Annotated in this window: 12 protein-coding genes; 6 read left to right on the plus strand and 6 right to left on the minus strand. The window is 60.9% G+C overall.

The window, feature by feature from the left end; genetic code table 11:
- Positions 1–116 precede the first annotated feature (116 nt).
- From rpoB to U0004_RS02915, 4 genes are all read left to right on the plus strand, one after another.
- The gene (rpoB, locus tag U0004_RS02900; RefSeq protein ID WP_034783248.1) at positions 117–4,223 is read left to right on the plus strand and encodes a DNA-directed RNA polymerase subunit beta; all 4,107 of its coding nucleotides are present in this window, start codon (positions 117–119) and stop codon (positions 4,221–4,223) included.
- Between the two features lie 122 nt (positions 4,224–4,345).
- Positions 4,346–8,587 carry a DNA-directed RNA polymerase subunit beta' gene (gene rpoC, locus U0004_RS02905; protein ID WP_034753138.1) on the plus strand — a complete coding sequence of 1,414 codons (4,242 nt, stop codon included), beginning with the start codon at positions 4,346–4,348 and terminating at the stop codon, positions 8,585–8,587.
- Between the two features lie 709 nt (positions 8,588–9,296).
- A complete protein-coding gene (locus U0004_RS02910) occupies positions 9,297–9,929 on the plus strand; it encodes a transcriptional regulator (protein ID WP_070259954.1) in 633 nt (210 codons plus the stop codon).
- Between the two features lie 76 nt (positions 9,930–10,005).
- The gene (locus U0004_RS02915; protein WP_070259968.1) at positions 10,006–10,845 is read left to right on the plus strand and encodes an HDOD domain-containing protein; all 840 of its coding nucleotides are present in this window, start codon (positions 10,006–10,008) and stop codon (positions 10,843–10,845) included.
- Between the two features lie 71 nt (positions 10,846–10,916).
- Here the strand turns inward: U0004_RS02915 and U0004_RS02920 are convergent, their stop codons facing one another.
- The 4 genes from U0004_RS02920 to U0004_RS02935 all read right to left on the minus strand — a co-directional run bounded on the left by U0004_RS02920 (position 10,917) and on the right by U0004_RS02935 (position 15,503).
- Positions 10,917–12,728, minus strand: coding sequence for a DUF885 domain-containing protein (locus tag U0004_RS02920; protein WP_070259952.1), 1,812 nt, complete (start codon positions 12,726–12,728; stop codon positions 10,917–10,919).
- Positions 12,729–12,865: 137 nt separating this feature from the next.
- Complete coding sequence (locus U0004_RS02925; RefSeq protein ID WP_070259950.1) at positions 12,866–13,963, minus strand: M48 family metallopeptidase; 1,098 nt, start codon at positions 13,961–13,963, stop codon at positions 12,866–12,868.
- On the minus strand, positions 13,960–15,126 hold the full coding sequence (locus U0004_RS02930) for an HPP family protein (protein WP_034783256.1): 1,167 nt from the start codon (positions 15,124–15,126) through the stop codon (positions 13,960–13,962). The genes U0004_RS02925 and U0004_RS02930 overlap by 4 nt, the downstream gene beginning before the upstream one ends.
- Before the next feature lie 80 nt (positions 15,127–15,206).
- On the minus strand, positions 15,207–15,503 hold the full coding sequence (locus tag U0004_RS02935) for a DUF3349 domain-containing protein (RefSeq protein ID WP_081345887.1): 297 nt from the start codon (positions 15,501–15,503) through the stop codon (positions 15,207–15,209).
- A 149-nt stretch (positions 15,504–15,652) separates the two neighbouring features.
- Here U0004_RS02935 and U0004_RS02940 point away from each other — a divergent pair, with 149 nt between their 5' ends.
- Positions 15,653–16,153 carry a thioredoxin family protein gene (locus U0004_RS02940; RefSeq protein WP_071653750.1) on the plus strand — a complete coding sequence of 167 codons (501 nt, stop codon included), beginning with the start codon at positions 15,653–15,655 and terminating at the stop codon, positions 16,151–16,153.
- Between the two features lie 5 nt (positions 16,154–16,158).
- Here the strand turns inward: U0004_RS02940 and U0004_RS02945 are convergent, their stop codons facing one another.
- Together U0004_RS02945 and U0004_RS02950 are read right to left on the minus strand one after the other, a co-directional pair.
- Positions 16,159–18,126: a methyl-accepting chemotaxis protein gene (locus U0004_RS02945; protein WP_070259949.1), complete on the minus strand. Its 1,968-nt coding sequence runs from the start codon at positions 18,124–18,126 to the stop codon at positions 16,159–16,161.
- Positions 18,127–18,295: 169 nt separating this feature from the next.
- Positions 18,296–18,793, minus strand: a complete 498-nt coding sequence (locus tag U0004_RS02950) for an Lrp/AsnC family transcriptional regulator (protein ID WP_034783259.1) — start codon at positions 18,791–18,793, stop codon at positions 18,296–18,298.
- Positions 18,794–18,947: 154 nt separating this feature from the next.
- Between U0004_RS02950 and U0004_RS02955 the strand changes: the two genes are divergently transcribed.
- Entirely contained in the window at positions 18,948–20,987 is a 2,040-nt protein-coding gene (locus U0004_RS02955; RefSeq protein ID WP_070259947.1) for an aminotransferase class V-fold PLP-dependent enzyme, read from the plus strand.
- The last annotated feature ends 94 nt before the right edge of the window (positions 20,988–21,081 follow it).

Genomic DNA, 21,081 nt, shown 5'->3' on the forward strand with positions numbered 1-21,081 from the left:
TTCGATTCAAGCCGGAAAGCAGAGCCTTGAGGTTTCGTCTGTGTCACACGCAGCGGTGCAAACGAACACTTGCAAAACCTGAATTTTCTATCCTTTCTGTCACTCACGGAGTGTCCATGCACTACTCATTTACTGAGAAGAAACGCATTCGCAAATCATTCGCGAAGCGCGCCAACGTTCACCACGTTCCGTTCCTGCTGGCGACCCAGCTCGAGTCTTATCATAGCTTCTTGCAAGAGGACATAGCACCGTCCGGCCGCAAGAATGATGGCCTGCAGTCGGCTTTCACTTCGATTTTCCCTATCGTGTCGCACAATGGTTTTGCGCGCCTCGAATTCTTGTCGTACGTTCTGGGCGATCCTGCCTTCGACGTCAAAGAATGTCAACAACGTGGCCTGACGTTCGCGTCGCCGCTGCGCGCGAAAGTGCGCCTGGTGATCCTGGACAAGGAATCGCCAACCAAGCCCGTCGTCAAAGAGATGAAGGAACAGGAAGTCTACATGGGCGAATTGCCGCTCATGACGACCACCGGTTCGTTCGTGATCAACGGCACGGAGCGGGTTATCGTTTCCCAGTTGCACCGTTCGCCTGGCGTGTTCTTCGAGCACGACCGCGGCAAGACCCACTCGTCCGGCAAACTGCTGTTCTCCGCGCGTATCATTCCTTACCGCGGTTCGTGGCTGGACTTCGAGTTCGACCCGAAAGACATCCTGTTCTTCCGCGTCGACCGCCGCCGCAAGATGCCAGTGACGATCCTGCTCAAAGCCATCGGCATGTCGCATGAGCAAATCCTGGCGAACTTCTTCGTCTTCGACAATTTCAACTTGCGCTCCGAAGGCGCGGAAATGGAATTCGTTTCCGAGCGTCTGCGCGGCGAAGTGGCGCGTTTCGACATCGTCGACAAGTCGGGCAAGACCCTGGTGCTGAAAGACAAGCGTATCAACGCGAAACACGTGCGTGATATCGAAGCTGCCGGCATCAAGCACATTTCCGTACCGGAAGACTACCTGCTGGGCCGCGTATTGGCGAAGAACATCGTCGATGGCGATACCGGTGAAGTCGTCGCTTCCGCGAACGATGAGCTGACCGAAGATCTGTTGGGCCGCCTGCGCGATGCCAACATTTCCGAAATCCAGACCTTGTACACGAACGACCTGGATCAGGGCGCCTACATCTCGCAAACCCTGCGTATCGACGACACCGCCGATCAGATGGCTGCGAAAGTGGCGATCTACCGCATGATGCGTCCAGGCGAACCGCCAACGGAAGATTCCGTTGAAGCGCTGTTCAATGGCCTGTTCTACAACTCGGACCGCTACGACCTGTCGGCCGTGGGCCGCATGAAGTTCAACCGCCGCATTGGCCGCGATGAACTGACCGGCGCCATGACCCTGTCGAACGAAGACGTGCTGGCCGTGATCAAGATCCTGGTGGAACTGCGCAATGGCCGCGGCGAAGTCGACGATATCGATCACCTGGGTAACCGTCGCGTACGTTGCGTGGGCGAACTGGCCGAGAATCAATTCCGCGCCGGCCTGGTGCGTGTTGAGCGCGCCGTCAAGGAACGCCTCGGCCAAGCCGAAGCGGACAACCTGATGCCGCACGACCTGATCAACTCGAAGCCGATTTCGGCCGCGATTCGCGAGTTCTTCGGTTCGTCCCAGCTGTCGCAGTTCATGGACCAAACCAATCCTCTGTCGGAAATTACCCACAAGCGCCGCGTATCGGCTCTGGGACCCGGCGGTCTGACACGCGAACGCGCCGGCTTTGAAGTGCGCGACGTGCATCCGACCCACTACGGCCGCGTCTGCCCGATCGAGACACCGGAAGGTCCGAACATTGGTCTGATCAACTCGCTGGCTCTGTATGCCCGCCTGAATGAATACGGCTTCCTGGAAACCCCGTACCGCAAGGTCGAAGGCTCCAAGATTACCGATCAGATCGACTACCTGTCCGCCATCGAAGAAGGCCGCTACATCATCGCTCAGGCGAATGCGACCATCAACGACGAAGGCATGCTGTCCGATGAACTGGTCTCGGCCCGTGAAGCCGGCGAAACCATCCTGGTCTCCCCGGAGCGCATCCAGTACATGGACGTGGCGCCAGGCCAGATCGTTTCCGTCGCTGCCTCGCTGATTCCGTTCCTCGAACACGATGATGCAAACCGTGCATTGATGGGCGCCAACATGCAACGCCAGGCTGTGCCTTGCTTGCGTCCGGAAAAAGCGCTGGTCGGTACCGGTATCGAACGCACTGTTGCGGTCGACTCGGGCACCACCGTGCAAGCGCTGCGTGGCGGTATCGTCGATTACATCGATGCGGGCCGTGTCGTGATTCGCGTCAACGATGACGAAGCTACCGCTGGTGAAGTGGGCGTCGACATCTACAACCTGATCAAGTACACCCGTTCGAACCAGAACACCAACATCAACCAGCGTCCTATCGTGCAAGTGGGCGACCGTGTTGCCAAGCGCGACGTGATCGCCGACGGCGCATCGACCGACCTGGGTGAATTGGCTCTGGGCCAGAACATGACCGTGGCCTTCATGCCATGGAATGGTCTGAACTTCGAAGATTCGATCCTGATCTCGGAAAACGTCGTCAAGGACGACCGCTACACCTCGATTCACATCGAAGAGTTGTCGGTTGTTGCCCGTGACACGAAACTGGGCGCGGAAGAAATTACGCGCGACATCTCGAACCTGGCTGAAAATCAGCTGGCACGTCTGGATGAGTCCGGTATCGTCTACATCGGCGCTGAAGTACAAGCCGGCGATACCCTGGTTGGTAAAGTGACGCCAAAAGGTGAAACCCAGCTGACCCCGGAAGAGAAGCTGCTGCGCGCGATTTTCGGCGAAAAAGCCTCGGACGTGAAAGATACGTCGCTGCGCGTGCCTTCGGGCATGATCGGTACCGTGATCGACGTGCAAGTCTTCACCCGTGAAGGCATCGTGCGCGACAAGCGTGCCCAGCAAATTATCGATGACGAACTGAAACGCTTCCGTCTGGATTTGAATGACCAGATGCGTATCGTTGAAGGCGATGCCTTCCAGCGTCTGGAAAAAATGCTGATCGGCAAAGTTGTCAACGGCGGCCCTAAAAAGCTGGCCAAAGGCGCCAAGATCACCAAGGATTACCTGGCCGATCTGGACAAATACCACTGGTTCGACATCCGCCCTGCGGACGACGATGCAGCGGTAGCGCTGGAAGCGATCAAGGAATCGATCAACGAGAAGCGTCACCAGTTCGATCTGGCCTTCGAAGAGAAGCGCAAGAAACTGACGCAAGGCGATGAGCTGCAACCAGGCGTGCAAAAAATGGTCAAGGTGTACCTGGCCGTGAAACGCCGCCTGCAGTCGGGCGACAAGATGGCAGGTCGCCACGGTAACAAGGGTGTGGTTTCCCGTATTGTTCCTGTGGAAGACATGCCATACATGGCCGACGGCACGCCAGCCGACGTTGTGCTGAACCCGCTGGGCGTTCCTTCGCGGATGAACGTTGGTCAGATTCTCGAGACTCACTTGGGCTGGGCTGCCAAGGGTCTGGGTATCCGCATCGGCGAAATGCTGAAGGCGCAAACCAAGGTCGAGCAAGTGCGCAAGTACCTGACGACGATCTACAACGACAACGGCCGTGCCGAAGAGCTGAACGACTTCGACGACGAAGAGATCATGAAGCTGGCGGAAAACCTGAAAAAAGGTGTTCCATTCGCCACGCCAGTGTTCGACGGCGCCAATGAAGAAGAGATTCGCCGCATGCTGGACCTGGCGTATCCGGACGACATCGCCAAGAACCTGGGCATGACCGCTTCGAAAAACCAGGTGACCATGTATGACGGTCGCACCGGTGAAGCGTTCGAACGCAAGGTTACTGTCGGCGTCATGCACATGCTGAAACTGCATCACTTGGTGGATGACAAGATGCATGCGCGTTCGACCGGTCCTTACTCGCTGGTGACGCAACAGCCACTGGGCGGTAAAGCCCAGTTCGGTGGTCAGCGTTTCGGTGAGATGGAAGTCTGGGCACTGGAAGCGTATGGCGCGTCGTATGTCTTGCAAGAGATGTTGACCGTCAAGTCCGATGACGTGAATGGCCGTACCAAAGTGTACGAGAACCTCGTTAAGGGCGACCACGTGATCGACGCCGGCATGCCGGAATCGTTCAATGTGCTGGTCAAGGAAATCCGTTCGCTGGGTATCGATATCGACCTCGAACGCAACTAAACGACAGGCTTATTGACCCAATAAGCGTCATTTGGTTTGGGAAACACAAAGCCCGGCTGGGAAACCACGCCGGGCAATGTAGTCTCAGGAATATAGAAATTTAATCACCTCTGGAGTGATACATGAAAGCACTGCTCGATCTATTCAAGCAAGTACAGACCAACGAGACCTTCGATGCAATCAAGATCGGTCTCGCTTCGCCTGAGAAAATCCGTTCGTGGTCCTACGGCGAAGTCAAGAAGCCGGAAACCATCAACTACCGTACCTTCAAGCCTGAGCGCGACGGCCTGTTCTGCGCCAAGATCTTTGGCCCGATCAAGGATTACGAATGCCTGTGCGGCAAGTACAAGCGCCTGAAGCATCGCGGCGTGATCTGCGAAAAGTGCGGCGTCGAAGTCACGCTGGCCAAGGTGCGCCGCGAGCGCATGGGCCACATCGAGCTGGCCTCGCCGACCGCCCACATCTGGTTCCTGAAGTCGCTGCCGTCGCGTCTGGGCATGGTCCTGGACATGACCCTGCGGGACATCGAACGCGTGCTGTACTTTGAAGCATACGTCGTGACCGATCCAGGCATGACCCCGCTGAAGAAGTGCCAGATCATGTCGGAAGACGACTACGCCGCCAAGTACGAAGAGTACGGCGACGACTTCACCGCCTTCATGGGCGCCGAAGGTATCCGTGAACTGCTGCGCTCGATCGACATCCACCGCGATGCCGAAACCCTGCGCGTGGAACTGAAGGAATCGAAATCCGAAGCCAAGATCAAGAAATACGCGAAGCGCCTGAAAGTGCTGGAAGCGTTCCAACGTTCGGGCATCAAGCCTGACTGGATGATCATGGAAGTGCTGCCAGTGCTGCCGCCGGAACTGCGTCCGCTGGTACCGCTGGATGGCGGCCGTTTCGCGACCTCGGATCTGAACGATCTGTATCGCCGCGTCATCAACCGTAACAACCGTCTGAAACGCCTGATGGAGCTGCGTGCTCCAGAGATCATCACGCGCAACGAAAAGCGCATGCTGCAAGAAGCGGTCGATTCGCTGCTGGACAACGGCCGTCGCGGCAAAGCGATGACCGGCGCCAACAAGCGTCCGCTGAAATCGCTGGCAGAGATGATCAAGGGCAAGGGCGGCCGTTTCCGTCAAAACTTGCTGGGCAAACGCGTCGATTACTCCGGTCGTTCGGTCATCGTCGTGGGCCCGCAATTGAAACTGCATCAGTGCGGCTTGCCGAAACTGATGGCGCTGGAACTGTTCAAGCCATTCATTTTCAATAAACTGGAACTGATGGGTCTGGCTACCACGATCAAGGCCGCGAAAAAGCTGGTCGAGATCCAAGAGCCGGTCGTGTGGGACATCCTGGAAGACGTGATCCGTGAACATCCGATCATGTTGAACCGCGCACCTACGCTGCACCGCCTGGGTATCCAGGCGTTCGAGCCAGTCCTGATTGAAGGCAAGGCCATCCAGCTGCACCCGCTCGTCTGCGCCGCATTCAACGCCGACTTTGACGGTGACCAAATGGCGGTCCACGTTCCTCTGTCGATCGAAGCGCAGATGGAAGCACGCACCCTGATGCTGGCATCGAACAACATCCTGTTCCCATCGAACGGCGAACCATCGATCGTTCCTTCCCAGGATATCGTGCTGGGTCTGTACTACGCGACCCGCGAAGCGATCAATGCGAAGAACGAAGGGATGATGTTCCCTGACGTGTCGGAAGTGATCCGCGCCTACGACAACAAGGAAGTCGAACTGACGACCCGCGTCACCGTGCGTATTACCGAATACCCGAAAAACGCCGAAACGGGCGAATTCGAGAAAACGGTTACCCGCTACGAAACGACGATCGGCCGTGCGATCCTGTCGGAAATTCTGCCTAAAGGCTTGCCGTTCTCCGTTCTGAACCGCGCGCTGAAAAAGAAAGAAATTTCCAAGCTGATCAACACGTCGTTCCGCAAGTGCGGCCTGCGCGCCACCGTGGTGTTCGCAGACAAACTGATGCAATCGGGCTTCCGCCTGGCGACACGCGCCGGTATCTCGATCTGCGTCGACGACATGCTGGTACCGCCTCAAAAAGTCACGCTGATCGCGACGGCCGAGTCGGAAGTCAAGCAGATCGAACAGCAATACGCCTCGGGTCTCGTGACCGCCGGCGAGCGTTACAACAAGGTAGTCGATATCTGGGGCAAGACCTCGGATGAAGTCGGCAAGGCCATGATGGACCAGCTCAAAGTCGAAGACGTGATCCGCCGCGACGGCACCAAGTCGACGCAAGAATCGTTCAACGCCATTTACATGATGGCCGACTCCGGCGCGCGCGGTTCCGCAGCCCAGATTCGCCAGTTGGCCGGTATGCGTGGTCTGATGGCCAAACCGGATGGCTCGATTATTGAAACGCCGATTACCGCGAACTTCCGCGAAGGTCTGAACGTTTTGCAGTACTTCATTTCGACCCACGGCGCTCGTAAAGGTCTGGCCGATACGGCGCTGAAAACGGCTAACTCCGGTTACCTGACGCGTCGTCTGGTTGACGTGACGCAAGACTTGGTGGTGATCGAGGACGATTGCGGCACCATGAACGGCGCCGTGATGAAGGCACTGGTCGAAGGTGGTGAAGTCATCGAACCGTTGCGTGACCGTATCCTTGGCCGCGTGGTGGTGCATGACGTCGTCAATCCTGAAACCCAGGAAACGCTGTACGAAGCCGGCACGCTGATGGACGAAGACATGGTCGAAGAGATCGAGCGTCTGTCCATCGATGAAGTCAAGGTTCGCACGCCACTGACTTGCGACACGCGCTTCGGCCTGTGCGCCAAGTGCTATGGCCGCGATCTGGGCCGCGGCATGCTGGTCAACGCCGGCGAAGCCGTCGGTGTGGTGGCAGCGCAGTCGATTGGTGAGCCTGGTACCCAGCTGACCATGCGTACGTTCCACATTGGTGGTGCGGCATCGCGTGCAGCAGTGGCATCGTCGGTGGAAGCCAAGTCGAACGGTACCATCCGCTTCACGGCAACCATGCGTTACGTGACGAACGGCAAGGGCGCGCAAATCGTCATTTCCCGTTCCGGCGAAGTGCTGATTACCGACGACCATGGCCGTGAGCGTGAGCGTCATAAAGTACCGTACGGTGCGACCCTGATCGTCAAGGACGGCATGGTCATCAAGGCCGGTACGGCCCTGGCAACGTGGGATCCGCTGACCCGTCCGATCATTACCGAATACGCCGGTCAAGTGCGTTTCGAGAACGTCGAGGAAGGCGTCACCGTAGCCCGTCAAGTCGACGAAGTGACCGGTCTGTCCACCCTGGTGGCGATCGATGCGAAACGTCGCGGTTCGTTGACGAAAACGTTGCGTCCGCAAGTCAAGCTGATCAACGACGCGAACGAAGAAGTCAAGATCGCCGGCACCGAACACTCGGTGGCGATCGGCTTCCAGGTCGGCGCGCTGATCATGGTCAAGGACGGTCAACAGGTATCGGTTGGTGAAGTGCTGGCACGTATTCCTACCGAATCGCAAAAAACGCGCGATATTACCGGTGGTCTGCCACGCGTTGCGGAACTGTTCGAAGCGCGCTCGCCGAAAGATGCCGGTATGCTGGCGGAAGTCACGGGTACGGTTGCGTTCGGTAAAGAAACCAAGGGCAAGCAGCGTCTGGAAATCACGGACATGGACGGCAACAAGCATGAGTTCTTGATCACCAAGGACAAACAAGTGCTGGTGCATGACGGCCAAGTCGTGAACAAGGGCGAGATGATCGTGGACGGCCCGGCCGATCCGCAAGACATCCTGCGCCTGCTGGGTATCGAAGCGCTGGCACGTTACATCGTTGACGAAGTGCAAGACGTGTACCGTCTGCAAGGCGTGAAGATCAATGACAAGCACATCGAAGTGATCGTGCGTCAGATGTTGCGCCGTGTTCAGATCGTCAATGCGGGCGACACCAACTACATCGTTGGCGAGCAGGTTGAGCGTTCGGAACTGCTGGACGAGAACGATCGCATGGCCGTTGAGAACAAGATTCCAGCGACCTACGAAAACGTCTTGTTGGGTATTACCAAGGCATCGCTGTCGACCGATTCGTTCATCTCGGCCGCATCGTTCCAGGAAACCACCCGCGTGCTGACCGAAGCGGCGATCATGGGCAAGCGCGATGGTCTGCGCGGCCTGAAAGAGAACGTCATCGTCGGCCGCCTGATTCCTGGCGGTACGGGCCTGGCCTTCCACCGCGCACGCAAAGAGAAAGAAGCGTGGGAAGTGGAAGAGCGTCAAGCACTGCTGCTGGCCGAGAAGGCCTCGATGGCTGGCGAAGCTGCCGAAGCGCTGCAGGACATCGAAACCCAGCAACACCACGGCGACGAAGCGTAATCTACGCTGCTAGCTGACAAGAACGGCACCTGCGGGTGCCGTTTTTTTATGCGCGCTGCCGTAATTTGCACCGGTAAATTGCACCGAATACGCAAAGAGCTAGCAGCGTGGGAAAGTGAAGAGCGTCAGTTGCCACGCTGCTAAAGGGGAATCGGCTACCTCGGCAATTAATAATCACGGTACCTGGGAGAAATTCCTGGTGCCGTTTTTTTATGCCCGTATTTCCTTCATGCGCCGATTTGTCCGGTATCGGGCATTCAATGAAAAGCTGGCCAATTTGAATCATGCAAGTGTTAATCAATTGAATGGAACGGGTTTCCTGTTTTATTAAGGCGGGCTATTGAATGGCATTATTGAAGAACGGAGCATTCAATAATCTGTTGCACGGACATGGCAAATACAGGCATTGATCCTGGCGGTTTATCGGGTGGCATTGCCCGGCGTTTTATCGAGTTGCCGCGGTTGCCGCTGCGTGGCGAGGCGAGGCGCGGAAAGTTGCGGTTGGAAGCCGTCATCGTAGTGAGCGCTCACAAGCTTGCCTGGTGCCGCCCGCTTTTCTGCCGAGGCGGGGCCGTCGCAAGCTGGCGCCGTGGCGCGGCGCGTGCCGGCGCGGCCGGCCGGAGACGGCGTGGCGGCGCACTGTTGCGCCACCGCCTGCGATTAGCCCTGCCACGCCAGTTTCCAGTTTATTCATGCTAAGATTTGGCACATGATTGCCCAAGCCCTGTTTACTCCCGCCCAGCAGAAATTGCTGGGACTGCTCTTTGTCCGCGTGAATGAAGGCTTTCACTTGAACGAGATCATGCGCTTGACGGGATTGGGCAGTGCATCGGCGCAGCGGGAACTGCGCCGGCTGCATGAGTCCGGGCTGATCACGTCGGAGCGGATCGGTAATGTGCGGCGCTTTTGGCCCAACAAGGAAAGTCTCGTGTATCCGGAGTTGAGCGGACTGGTGCAGAAAACCTTCGGCATCGTCGGCGTGCTCAGCATGACGCTGGCGCCCTTGCGTACCCAGCTGCACCTGGCCTTCGTGTCTGGCGCCACGGCGAAGGGACAGGACATGCCTGGCAGCGCCATCGATTTGCTGCTGGTGGGCGAAGAAGCCAATTATGGCGATCTGTTGACGGGATTGGCCCCGGCCGAGCGAACCTTAAGGCGTAAAATCAATCCCAACTTATATACGCTGGCCGATTATCGCCGACGCCTGCGTGAAGGCCAGCCATTTCTGCTGCAGGTATTACAGCAGCCGAAGTTGTTTGTCATCGGCGATGAATCGCTATTGCAAGCGCTGGCTTTGCCAGATTCCTCAATGCAGACGAATGACATGCCATCTGTATTTTAAAGGCCGGGCCTGGCATTCAATTTTTAATGCATGACATTGTTGGCCAGGAAAATATCTGAGGTGGATTGATCGTATGATGAATAAACTACAGGCTTTCGGTTTAATTGTTTCCCAGGCGGTGCGCGGTGAATTAACATTTCCCACAAGTGTTAATTCCGCACTGCAATTGCAATTGGCCCTGGCTGAACCGGATTGCCATATCGACCATGCCATCAAACTGGTACTGGCCGAGCCCTTGCTGGCGGCGCGCACGGTCGCGTTGGCCAACTCGGCCGTGTACAGCCGCGGCGATGCGGCGCCCGTGACCAGCGTGCGCGCCGCCGTCATGCGCATGGGCTACCGCAATCTGTACGCGCTGGTGGCGGCCATGGTGGTGCGCCAGTTCGGCAGCAAGATCATCGACCCCATCCTGCGCCAGAAGGCGACGCAGCTGTGGGAGCACACGGCCCACGTGGCGGCGCTGGCGCACGTGCTGGCCCGCCGCGTGACGCACGTCGATGCCGACACGGCGCTGTTCGCCGGCATCGTGCATGAGGTGGGCGGTTTTTACCTGCTGTCGCGTGCCGATGAATTCCCCGGGCTGCTCGATGACGATGCGGATCACTGGATGGAGTCCGCCGAAGAGATCATTTCCCGCGAAGTCATGAAGAAGCTGCTGATCCCGGCGGCCGTCAGCGAGGCCATCGAAGGCTTGCGCGATGGCTTGCTATCGATCCCTCCCGATTCCCTGCTCGATACCTTGTTGTTGGCCAAGCAACTGTCGCCCGTGCCATCGCCCTTGCAGGTGACGTACGTGGAAATGCTCACCCCATCCGATTCCGTCATCGATTTCATTATCGACAACGAGACCCTGCAAAGCATCCTGGCCGAATCGGCCGAGGAAGTGCGCTCGATGAGTGCCGCGCTGCTGGTGTAATATCAAACGTTCAGGCGAAAAAAAACGGCAACCCCGTCAAGGGCTGCCGTTTTGCTTTCAGGTGCGGTCGCTTACTTCTGCTGCGCGATCCACCGGTCGACCTTGGCTTCCAGCAGTTTCAAAGGCAGGGTGCCGTCGCCGAGTACCACTTCGTGGAACTTCGGCAGGCTGAATTTGTCTCCCAGCGCTTGCTGCGCGCGCTGGCGCAGTTCGACGATCTTCAGCGAACCGATCTTGTAGCCCAGGGCCTGGCCCGGCCACGCCATGTAGCGCTCCGTCTCGCTTTTCGCCACGGCGTCATAGCCGAGGGTGTCGCGCATGTACTTGATCGTCTGTTCGCGCGTCCAGCCCTTGGTGTGCAAGCCCGTGTCCACCACCAGACGCACGGCGCGCAGCATCTCGTCGTTCAAATGGCCGAAATACTGGGCCGGATCCTCGAACAGGCCCATTTCCTTGCCCAGGGTTTCCGCATACAGGGCCCAGCCTTCCGTGAAGGCATTGTTGCCGCCAAAACGGCGGAAGTTCGGCAAGTCCATCTCTTGTACCAGCGCCAGGTGGAAATGGTGGCCAGGCTTGCCTTCGTGCAGGAACAAGGTGGTCATGCCCGTGTCGCCATACAGTTTCGGATCGGTGACGACGGACCAGAACACGCCGGGGCGCGAACCGTCGGCGGCCGGCGCCGTGTAGTGGTCGGCGGCCGTGTCGCGGCTCAGTTCAGGCTCCAGGCGCAAGTCCAGCGGCGCCTTCGGCACCAGGGTGAACAGGGCGGGCAATTTGCTGTCGAGCAGCACGTTCAGCTTGCGGTAGACGTCGAGCACTTCCTGTTCCGTCTTGAACGGGCGGTATTTTGCCTGTTCCGACACCCACACTGGCAAGCCGGCGGCCGGTCCGTTGTAGCCCATCTTCGGGCCCACGATCGCGTATTGTTCCTGGATGCGCGCCACTTCCTTCAAGCCGATGGCGTGGATCTGCTCCGGCTTCAAATCCGTGGTGGTGCTGCTGGCCACGCGTGCCTGGTACCAGGCAGCACCATCGGGCAGGGCGCTCCAGCCGCTGCTCGCGCGGCCGGCCGGCAGGTAATCGCGTTCCATGAAGGTGGCCAGGCGCTGCAGCGCGGGCATCAGCTTGGCCCCGATGATGACGGTGTAGGTTTGCGTCAGGCGCGCCTTGTCCGCGTCGGAAAAGCTGGCCGGCAAGTTCTTGATCGGCGTGTAATAGACGCTGTCCTGCGGCGTGGCGCTGACGAGCTTCTTGAATTGCGGCAGGGCCGACTCCGTCAGCGCCTTTGGCAGCACGATGCCCTTTTGCATGCCGACTTTCATGTTGGCGATGGCCTGGTCTATCCAGCCCGGCAACTGGCCAATACGGCTCAGGTAAGCGTCATACTCCTTGACCGTGGTCAAAGGCTGCGATGCCTCGCCGCCCGCATAGTTGGCCAGGGTGACGGGCATGCTGTCCATCTGGTTCAAGGGCAGCAGGTATTCGGGGAAGCGCTCGAAGCTCAGTGCTGTCGCCAGTTCATAGTCGAGGATATCGTAGTTGATCTGGTCCTGGTGCGACAGCTGTGCGCGGGCAATGCTGCGCAGGGTCTTCTGGTACTGGCGGTACAGCGCGAACTGTTTTGCGCGCGCGGCGGGCACGATGGCTGAACCGAGCTGGTCGTCAAAACGGTTGTCGCCGCTCTCGGTGGCATTGATCGGCTCGAAACGGGCCAGCGCATCGTAGTACTGATCGGCCACGACCTGCAATCGCTGCTTGGCTTGCGGCGCGCTGACGGCGACGGTTTTGGTAGCGGGCTGGGCCGCTTGCGCCAAGGGCGCATGGGCGAGCAACAGGGAGATGGCCAGGGTGCCGAGGGTGCCGGCGGCAATACGATGCTTCATGCGCGATGTCCTTTGTAAGGAAGGAGAATGAACGGAGGCGTAGCGAGGTCGGGGTGGCCGGTCGCGATGGAACAGCCGGGGCGTAAGCATACGCGATTGCCCATTGCGTTTGGACAAATTATTGGGGAGGAATGTTGCTATTTGTCCGCTGGCGCGACCACGGCTTTCATCGCCTGCCAGTGCTGGCTGTTCAAGGGGACGCAGGCGGGGCAGGGCGTGGCGGCGATCAGGCTGCGGATCTGCTGCGCGCGCGCCGCCGTCTGCGGGTGAGAGGAAATCCATCCCGGCACGCTGGCCTTGTCCTTGTCGTCGAGCTTCTGGAAAAAGCGCAGCATGCCGTCGGGACGGATCTGTGCGCGCTGCAAGGCAAGCAAACCCAGGCGGTCCGCCTCTTCCTCCATGTCGCGGCTGAAATACAGGGTGCCGGCCTGGTGCGCCAGCATGGCGGCCACGGCGCTGATGTCGCCGATGGTCACGCCCACCAGGGCGCCCCAGCCCAGGCTGCTGATCATTTGCCGCAGCGAATGGCGTTGCTCCACATGCTGCACTTCATGCGCCAGCACGCCGGCCAGTTCGCCCGGGTCGGCTGCCTGGCGCAGCAAGCCCGTATGCACGACGATGATGCCGCCCGGCATGGCAAACGCGTTGACCGTGTCGTCCTGCTTGACCAGCCAGCGGTACTGGTAGCGCGAACCGGCCGTCAGCTTGCGGCCGATCTCCTGCACCGTCTGCTGCGCCACGCCGCTTTCGCTGATGCCGCCCTGTGCGCGCACTTGTGCCAGGGCCAGTTCGCCCAGCTGCTTTTCCGTCGACAAGGGGATCCACCCCGCCAGCGCGCCGGCGGCATGGCCGCCCTGCCACCACAGCAGGGCGGCGGCGATGATGGTCGCGCCCGTCAAGCCGGCCAGCCAGCCCGATACTTGCCGCCGGTTGCGCTGGCGCTCGCCCCACAAACGCTGCAGTTGCGGCTGCAGCGCGGCCGGCGCTTCGCGCAAGACGGTGGCGATGTCGTCCGCTGTCAGCGGCTTGAGCGAGGCTTGCCGGCCTTGTCCGTCGAGCCAGTTCAGGAACAGTTCCGGTCCGTCGACACCGCCCACGCTGACGACCAGCTGCGTCACATCGACAGTGGAGTCGGGTGCATCGATGGCCAGCTGGCTGCCGAAGAAGTGCGCGCTGACGACCGTGCCGGCGGAGCCGCCATCGGGGCCGGCCAGCAGTGCCTGGAATGGCGTCATGCCACCGCCTCGGCAAAGCGGCTTTCGTACAGGGCCGCCATCAGGTCGGACTGGCTGATGATGCCGGCCAGGCGCTCTTCATCGTCGAGGATGGGAATGTGATGGTAGCCGGCATCGGCCATCAGGGGCACGAGGTCGATGATGGGCGTGCCCAGGCGGGCCGTGTGCGGCGACGGCGTCATCAGCTGGCCCACCACTTCCGGTTTGTCGCTGTGGGACAAGCCGCTGCGCTGCAGCAGGCCGCGCAGTCGCTGGCGCATGCCCTGATAATCGTCGAGGCCGCCGTGGCGCAGGAAATCCGTCTGCGTGATGATGCCGATGACGCGGCGCGCCCGGTTCAGCACGGGCAGGGCGCCCACCTGATGCTCGCGCATGGTGCGCCAGGCAACATCGAGCGGCGTGCCGAATTCCACGCTGAGCACGTCTTTCGACATGATGTCGGCGCAGGTGACGACGCCGAAGCGGCGCTGGTAGGCGCGCATTTCCGTTTGCAGGAAGATGGCTTGCAAGTCGTCGCGGCTGATGTCGAGCACTTCGCTGTGCTGGCGCAGCACGGCATCGAGGTCGTCCGGCGAAAAGCCCAGGCGGTTGCTGGGCACCTCATCCTTGGTGTCGTGCGGATGCGGCGCGACCAGTTGCTGGATGTGCGGGTAGCGACGCCCCGTCAGGTTGTTGTACAACACGGCGCAAGCGACCAGCACGGCGGAATTGAACAGCACGGTGATGAAGACGAATTCGAAGCCGGCCGCATGCACGCTGGCGCCGCCAACCACCGTGGTCAGCGCCACGGCGCCGCCCGGCGGATGCAAACAGCGCAGGGCAAACATGGCGCCGATGGCCAGGCAGGCGGCCAGCGCCGCCACGCCCACGCTGGGGCCCAGCCATTTCACGCAGGCCATGCCGACCAGGCCGGAGACGACATTGCCGCCCACCACGGACCACGGTTGCGCCAGCGGGCTGGCCGGCAGGCAGAACAGCAGGACGGCCGAGGCGCCCATGGGTGCGATCAGGTAGACGCTGGCGCTGTCGGGGGCCAGCAGGAAATGGCAGATCAGGCCCGTCAGCAGCAAGCCGCAGATGGCGCCCGCGCAGGCGCGTAATTGTTCGCGGCGGCTGCCGTTGTTCGGTTGCGGCAGCCAGCGTGCCAGGAAAGAAGTCGTCATGAGGGAGGGCGCGTTCGGGCCGCGTTGCTCAGTGTGAGCCCCATATTATCCCATGCGTTCCATTTCGCTGCCTGCGGGCATTAATCCTCGGCGCAGACGGCCTGCAAGCCATGCTGCGCCAGCAAGTTCTTGGCGGCCTCGACGCTGGACGGCTCCGGCTGGCTGCTGGCGCAGGCATAGATGTCATTGAGGACCGTCTCAGCATCCTTGTGCGTGACGGCGGCCATCAGCTCGGCCAGGTTGCGGTCGGAAAAGTGGTCATACAGCAGGGCCAGCACGGCGAAATACGCCGTGTCTGGCATGCCGCCGGGATAGGCGCTGCGCAGCATGCGCGCGGCGCCGGACAAAATCGGGGGCAGGGTATCTGGCGTGCTCAAGCGGCTTCTCCTTGGCGGTGCTTATACGTTTTCCGCATAAGCACACTGCAATTAAATGGTGGATATTTCCTACAAGCAGGCATATTCTAGACAATCACGCCCGCTGGCAGTTGTTCAGCTGGCCTTACGATTTCTCTCAGGAGCCCCGCATGCGCGTTTCCCTTTTCCTTGCCAGCCTGCTGCTTGCCGGCACCGCCGTTGCCGCCGCCCCCACACCGGGCAACCCTGTCGCCACGCCGCATTTGCCGTACAACGCGGCGGCCGACGCCAAGGCCGACGTGGCGCGCGCGCTGGCCGAGGCCAAGACGGCGCACGTACCTGTCTTGCTGATCTTTGGCGCGAACTGGTGCGAGGATTGCCGCGCGCTCGACAGGGCTTTGAAGGAAGGCAAGAACGCCGAGTTGATGCAACAGCAGTTCAAGGTCGTCAAGGTCGACGTGGGTAACTTCGACCATAACCTCGATGTGGCGCAAGCCTATGGCAATCCGCTCAAGAAAGGCATCCCCGCTGCCGTGCTCGTATCGAGCGACAACAACCAGGTGCTGTACGCCACCAAGGGCGGCGAACTGGCAAATGCCCGCCGCATGAGCGAAAGCGGCATTTATGATTTCTTCAAGCAAGCGGCGAGCGTGAAGTCACCTGCCCTGTAATTTCCTTAAAACTCTTCCCACGCATCGCTGGCCGGCACTTTCGGGCGGGACGGCGTGGGCAGCATGGGCTTGTGCGCCGGCGACTGCGGTGCCACATGCCCGCTTTCTTCCAGCTTGAAGACGCTGACCACCTGCGCCAGCCGCCCAGCCTGATCCTGCAGGGATTGGGCTGCTGCCGCCGCTTCTTCCACCAGGGCCGCGTTTTGCTGGGTGGCGTCATCCATCTGCGTGACAGTGGCATTGACCTGCGCGATGCCCTGGCTTTGCTCCTGGCTGGCCGAGGCGATTTCGCCCATCAGGTCGGCGACTCTCTGGACGGAGACGACGATGTCCTGCATGGTGGCGCCGGCCGAGTCGACCAGCTTGCTGCCCGCTTCCACCTTGCTGCCCGAGTCGACGATCAAGTCCTTGATTTCCTTGGCCGCCTGGCTTGACCTCTGCGCCAGGTTGCGCACCTCAGTCGCCACCACGGCAAAGCCGCGGCCCTGTTCACCCGCGCGGGCCGCCTCGACCGCCGCATTCAGCGCCAGGATATTGGTTTGAAAGGCAATGCCGTCGATCACGCCGATAATGTCGGCGATCTTGCGTGAACTTTCCGTAATCGCGCCCATCGTCTGCACGACTTGCCCGACCACTTCGCCGCCCTTGACGGCGTGGCTTGAAGCCGACACCACCAGCTGATTGGCCTGGCGCGCATTGTCCGCGTTCTGTTTCACCGTCGACGTCAGTTCTTCCATGGCTGCCGCTGTTTCTTCCAGGCTCGACGCCTGGGCTTCCGTGCGCGCCGACAGGTCCAGGTTGCCCGACGCGATCTGGCTCGATGCGCTGGCAATGGCCCCGGTACTGTCGCGAACTTCGCGTATCGTCACATTCAGCGATGCGACGAAGCGGTTGAAGGCGGCGGCCAGCGCACCGACCTCGTCTTCCGATTCGACAGGCATGCGGCGGCTCAGGTCGCCATTCCCGCTGGCGATCTCGCTGAGCATGTCGGCCGCCCGCGCGACGGGGGCGGCGATGGCGCGGCTGATGACATAAATGATGAGCAGGGCGATGCCGCCACCGACCAGGCCGGCGATCAGGGCGGCGATCAGGGCCGATCGCGTCACATTGCCCAGCACTTCCGCTTCCGGTACTTCAGCCATCACATACAGATTCAATTCCGGCACGAAGGAAGCGGCGACGAACTGGCGTCCCGCGGGCGCGTCATAGATGGCGTACGCGTACTTGTTGCCCGTCAACAGGCTCTGGCTCAGGGTATCGCTAAAGCCCGGTAAATCCTTGAGTTGATGCTTGCCATCGGCCAGGGCCGTGTCACGGTGCACCAGCAGCACGCCGTTGGCGCGCGCCAGGTAGACATGGCCCGTCTGGCCGATCTTGTAGCTGCGGATAGTGTCGGCCAGCGCATTGATGGACAGGCCCAGTCCGGCCGCGATCTGCTTGCCGCCCGCCGTCTGGCCACGCGCATTCAGGTACAACATCAGGTCGCTGGAGTTTTCCGCCTTGTCGATGTCGAGCGTATAGGCCTTGTCGCCGGCCAGCAAGCCATAAAACCACTGGTCGGCCGCCTGGTTCTTGTCCAAGGTGCGCAGCAAGCCGTCCGTGGTGAAGTATTTGCCCGTGCTGGCGGAAGCCCAGTTGATCGAGGCCGCCTTGTTCTTTTCCTTGACCACGCTGGCGTAGCGCTGGAAGGTGGCGATGCCGCTGTCGGGCAAGCCTGCGTCTTCCCAGTCTTGCAGGTAGACATCGTTGGCCATGGTCTGCACCACGGACAGCGGCTGGCTGATCTGGCGCAGCACGTCGTTGCGGATCTCGCCCACTTGCGCCGGCAATTCCTGGCTGACGACGCGCTCGCGCACGTAGTCGCTGCTCATGCGCACGCTGAGGAAGGACGAGATCGCCATGAAGAGCAGCAGGCACAAGCCCATGCTGAACAGGAGTTTTTTCTGGATGGAGAGGCGGCGGAGCAGAGACATGGAAGACCTTGGATGGTGGCCTGCACAAGGTGCAGAAAAGCGGGCAGACAAGCGGACAGTATACCGGCCGCGCTGCGCGTCCCGCCGCACCATTGCTGCTTTTTGTTCATTTATGTTGCATTGCAGCAACGTGATTTTCCACGTCCGCCTGGCGTGGATGGAAAACGCTTCAGGCAGGCAAGCCGTGGGCGATCAATTCCAGCGGCAATTCCGTGCTGCATTTGATCTGTTCCATGGAAAAGGCGGAGGACACGCCCGTCAGCTGCACGGCCTTGATGAGCTTTTTGTAGAAGGTATCGTAGCCCTTGATGTCGGTGGTGACGACTTTCAGCAGGTAGTCGATATCGCCGCTCATGCGGTGGAATTCCTGTACTTCCGGCAAGACGATGACGGCGGCGGCAAAGCGGCGCAGCCATTTCTCATCGTGCTGGCCCGTGCGCACGCTGACGAAGACGGTCACGGGCAACCCCACTTTTTGCCGGTTGACGATGGCCACGCGGCTCTCGATATAACCCTCTTCCTCCAGGCGCTTGACCCGTTTCCAGCATGGCGTGCTGGACAGGCCGATCTTTTCGCTGAGGGCGGCGATCGACAGGGTACCGTCCTGCTGCAGGGCTGCGAGGATGGCGCAGTCGAATTTGTCGAGCGAGGTGTTTGGTGAATTCATTTTCTTATTCAGGTTTTTATGGCATGAACATGCTGCATGATACCGTAGTTGCAGTGTCTTTTGGCATATCTTCACGGTTGGGTGCCGGTAGACTGTTCATACGTTCCAGCCGTAGGTGCTGCCCCTTTATTTATAGAATCCCCAGACTGCCATCATGAAAGAAATCTACCTCGACAGCAATGCCACCACCTGCGTGCTGCCCGCCGCCGTTGCCGCCGCCCGGCAAGCGATGGAGCAGGGCTATGGCAATCCCAGCAGCACCCATGCCACGGGATTGCAGGCCAAGGCCATGATGGATGGCGTGCGCCGGCGCGCCAGCGGCTTGCTGGGCGTGGGCGACGGCCGGTTGATGTTCAATAGCGGCGCCACCGAAGGTATCCAGACGGCCGTGCTGTCCGCCCTGTGCGCGCTGCGCGAACGGCGCGATGCGGGCAAGCGCATCGGCAGCCTGCTGCTGTATGGCGCGACCGAGCACAAGGCCGTGCCGGAAAGCCTGGCGCACTGGAACCGCTTATTGGGCCTGAACCTGGAAGTGCGCAAGCTGCCTGTCGATGCGCAAGGGCGCCACGATCTGCAGGCCCTGGGCGCGCTGATCGGCGACGCGGCCATGCTGTGCACGATGGCGGCGAATAATGAAACGGGCGTCGTCAGCGATTTGTCCGCCATCGCCCAGTTGCTGCAGGAACGCGGCGCCGACGCCTACTGGATGGTCGATTGCGTGCAGGCGCTGGGCAAGCTGAAACTGAACCTGGCCGCCACGCGCATCGACTACGCGCCGTTTTCCGGCCACAAGCTGTATGCGCCCAAGGGCATCGGCATGCTGTACGTGCGCGCCGGCGCGCCGTTTACGCCCCTGATGATGGGCGGCGGCCAGGAAGGTGGCCTGCGCTCGGGCACGGAAAACATGGCCGGCATCGCCGCGCTGGGCGCCGTGCTGGCCGCGCTCGACGATGGCAAGACCTTCCGCAGCCACGCCGACCTGGCCGCTTTCCGCGAGCAGCTGGTGGCCAGCCTGGAACGGGCGTTTCCCGGCATCGTTTTCAATATGCCGTTCGACTTGTCCTTGTCGACGACGCTCAATTTTTCCGTGCCGGGCCTGTCCTCAAAAGAGCTGCTGGACCTGTTCGACGCGGCGCGCGTGCGCGTCAGTTCGGGCAGCGCCTGTTCCGCCGCCAAGGCGCTCCCCAGCTATGTCCTCGAAGCGATGCATGTGCCGCAATGGCGCGCCAGCTCGGCCATCCGTCTGTCGTTCGGCCCCCTGATCGACGCGGCGACGATTGCCGCTGCCTGCGCGCGCATCGAGCGCTGTGGCGAGGCCCTGCGCAGCAGCTGTCTGCTGCCGTCGGCGCTGGCGCCATCGCCGCAGGACGGCGCGCAGGACGGCATAATCCAGCTGGGCGTGGATGGCCAGTGCACCTGGCTGATCAGCGACGCTGCCAGCGCCAGTTGTGTCGTCATCGATCCGGTCGCCGCGCTCGTGCCGCGCCTGGCCGCCTTCATCCGCTGCCAGCAGCTGGCCTTGCGCGCCATCGTGCACACGGCGCCGCCAGCCGACCATGGCGTGGCGCGCCTGGCATTGCTGCAGGAACTCGCCATCGAGCAGGTGGGCCGCATCGATATCGACGGTGAGCTGGCACTGGGCCAGCAGCGCCTGCGCCGCGTCGAGTGTGGTGAAAACCATGTGTACCTGCTCGATCAGCGCTTCGCCTTCATCGGCAACCTGGCGCCCGAGGCGCTGGTGCCCCTGCTGGATGCGGCGCTGCTGACGCAAGGCACCGTGCTGTGCGCATCAGGCGACGACGGCAGCATTTGCGGCACCGTGTGCAGCGTGCAGGAAGGTATCGTGCCTGCCGCCGAACTGCAGCTCGATGCGGCCGCCTTGCCCGCCTTCCTGCGCCAGCATCCCGACGCCATCCTTGTCGATGTGCGCGAAGCGTATGAACACGCGGCTTGCGCCGGCACGGTATTCGAGGGCTGCGCCGTGCACAGCGTGCCGCTGAGCCGCCTGGCGGGCCAGGTAGCCGCGTGGCTGCAGCAGCCGCAGCGCCCGCTGGTCTTTTTCTGCCGCAGCGGCAACCGCAGCGCGCGCGCCGCTGCCTGCCTGCGCCGCCTCGGTCACGGCGCGGCATGGCAACTCAACGGCGGCATGGCGATGGCGGAGGCGACACGCCATCCGCTGGCCATCGCTGCCTGAGCGGCTTGAACTTTCTTCCGTGAAATATTGCACCGTGCCATCATTGGCACGGTGCTGGTACTCATTTCCCTCTGTTCATTTCCTCCAGGAATTT

The organism is Janthinobacterium lividum, from assembly GCF_034424625.1.
GTDB classification, from domain to species: Bacteria; Pseudomonadota; Gammaproteobacteria; order Burkholderiales; family Burkholderiaceae_D; genus Janthinobacterium; species Janthinobacterium lividum.

Bases quoted from the DNA above. Each gene is read 5' to 3' on its own strand.
- rpoB (WP_034783248.1), top strand. From the start codon at position 117: ATGCACTACTCATTTACTGAGAAGAAACGCATTCGCAAATCATTCGCG.
- rpoC (WP_034753138.1), top strand. From the start codon at position 4,346: ATGAAAGCACTGCTCGATCTATTCAAGCAAGTACAGACCAACGAGACC.
- U0004_RS02910 (WP_070259954.1), top strand. From the start codon at position 9,297: ATGATTGCCCAAGCCCTGTTTACTCCCGCCCAGCAGAAATTGCTGGGA.
- U0004_RS02915 (WP_070259968.1), top strand. From the start codon at position 10,006: ATGAATAAACTACAGGCTTTCGGTTTAATTGTTTCCCAGGCGGTGCGC.
- U0004_RS02920 (WP_070259952.1), bottom strand. From the start codon at position 12,728: ATGAAGCATCGTATTGCCGCCGGCACCCTCGGCACCCTGGCCATCTCC.
- U0004_RS02925 (WP_070259950.1), bottom strand. From the start codon at position 13,963: ATGACGCCATTCCAGGCACTGCTGGCCGGCCCCGATGGCGGCTCCGCC.
- U0004_RS02930 (WP_034783256.1), bottom strand. From the start codon at position 15,126: ATGACGACTTCTTTCCTGGCACGCTGGCTGCCGCAACCGAACAACGGC.
- U0004_RS02940 (WP_071653750.1), top strand. From the start codon at position 15,653: ATGCGCGTTTCCCTTTTCCTTGCCAGCCTGCTGCTTGCCGGCACCGCC.
- U0004_RS02945 (WP_070259949.1), bottom strand. From the start codon at position 18,126: ATGTCTCTGCTCCGCCGCCTCTCCATCCAGAAAAAACTCCTGTTCAGC.
- U0004_RS02950 (WP_034783259.1), bottom strand. From the start codon at position 18,793: ATGAATTCACCAAACACCTCGCTCGACAAATTCGACTGCGCCATCCTC.
- U0004_RS02955 (WP_070259947.1), top strand. From the start codon at position 18,948: ATGAAAGAAATCTACCTCGACAGCAATGCCACCACCTGCGTGCTGCCC.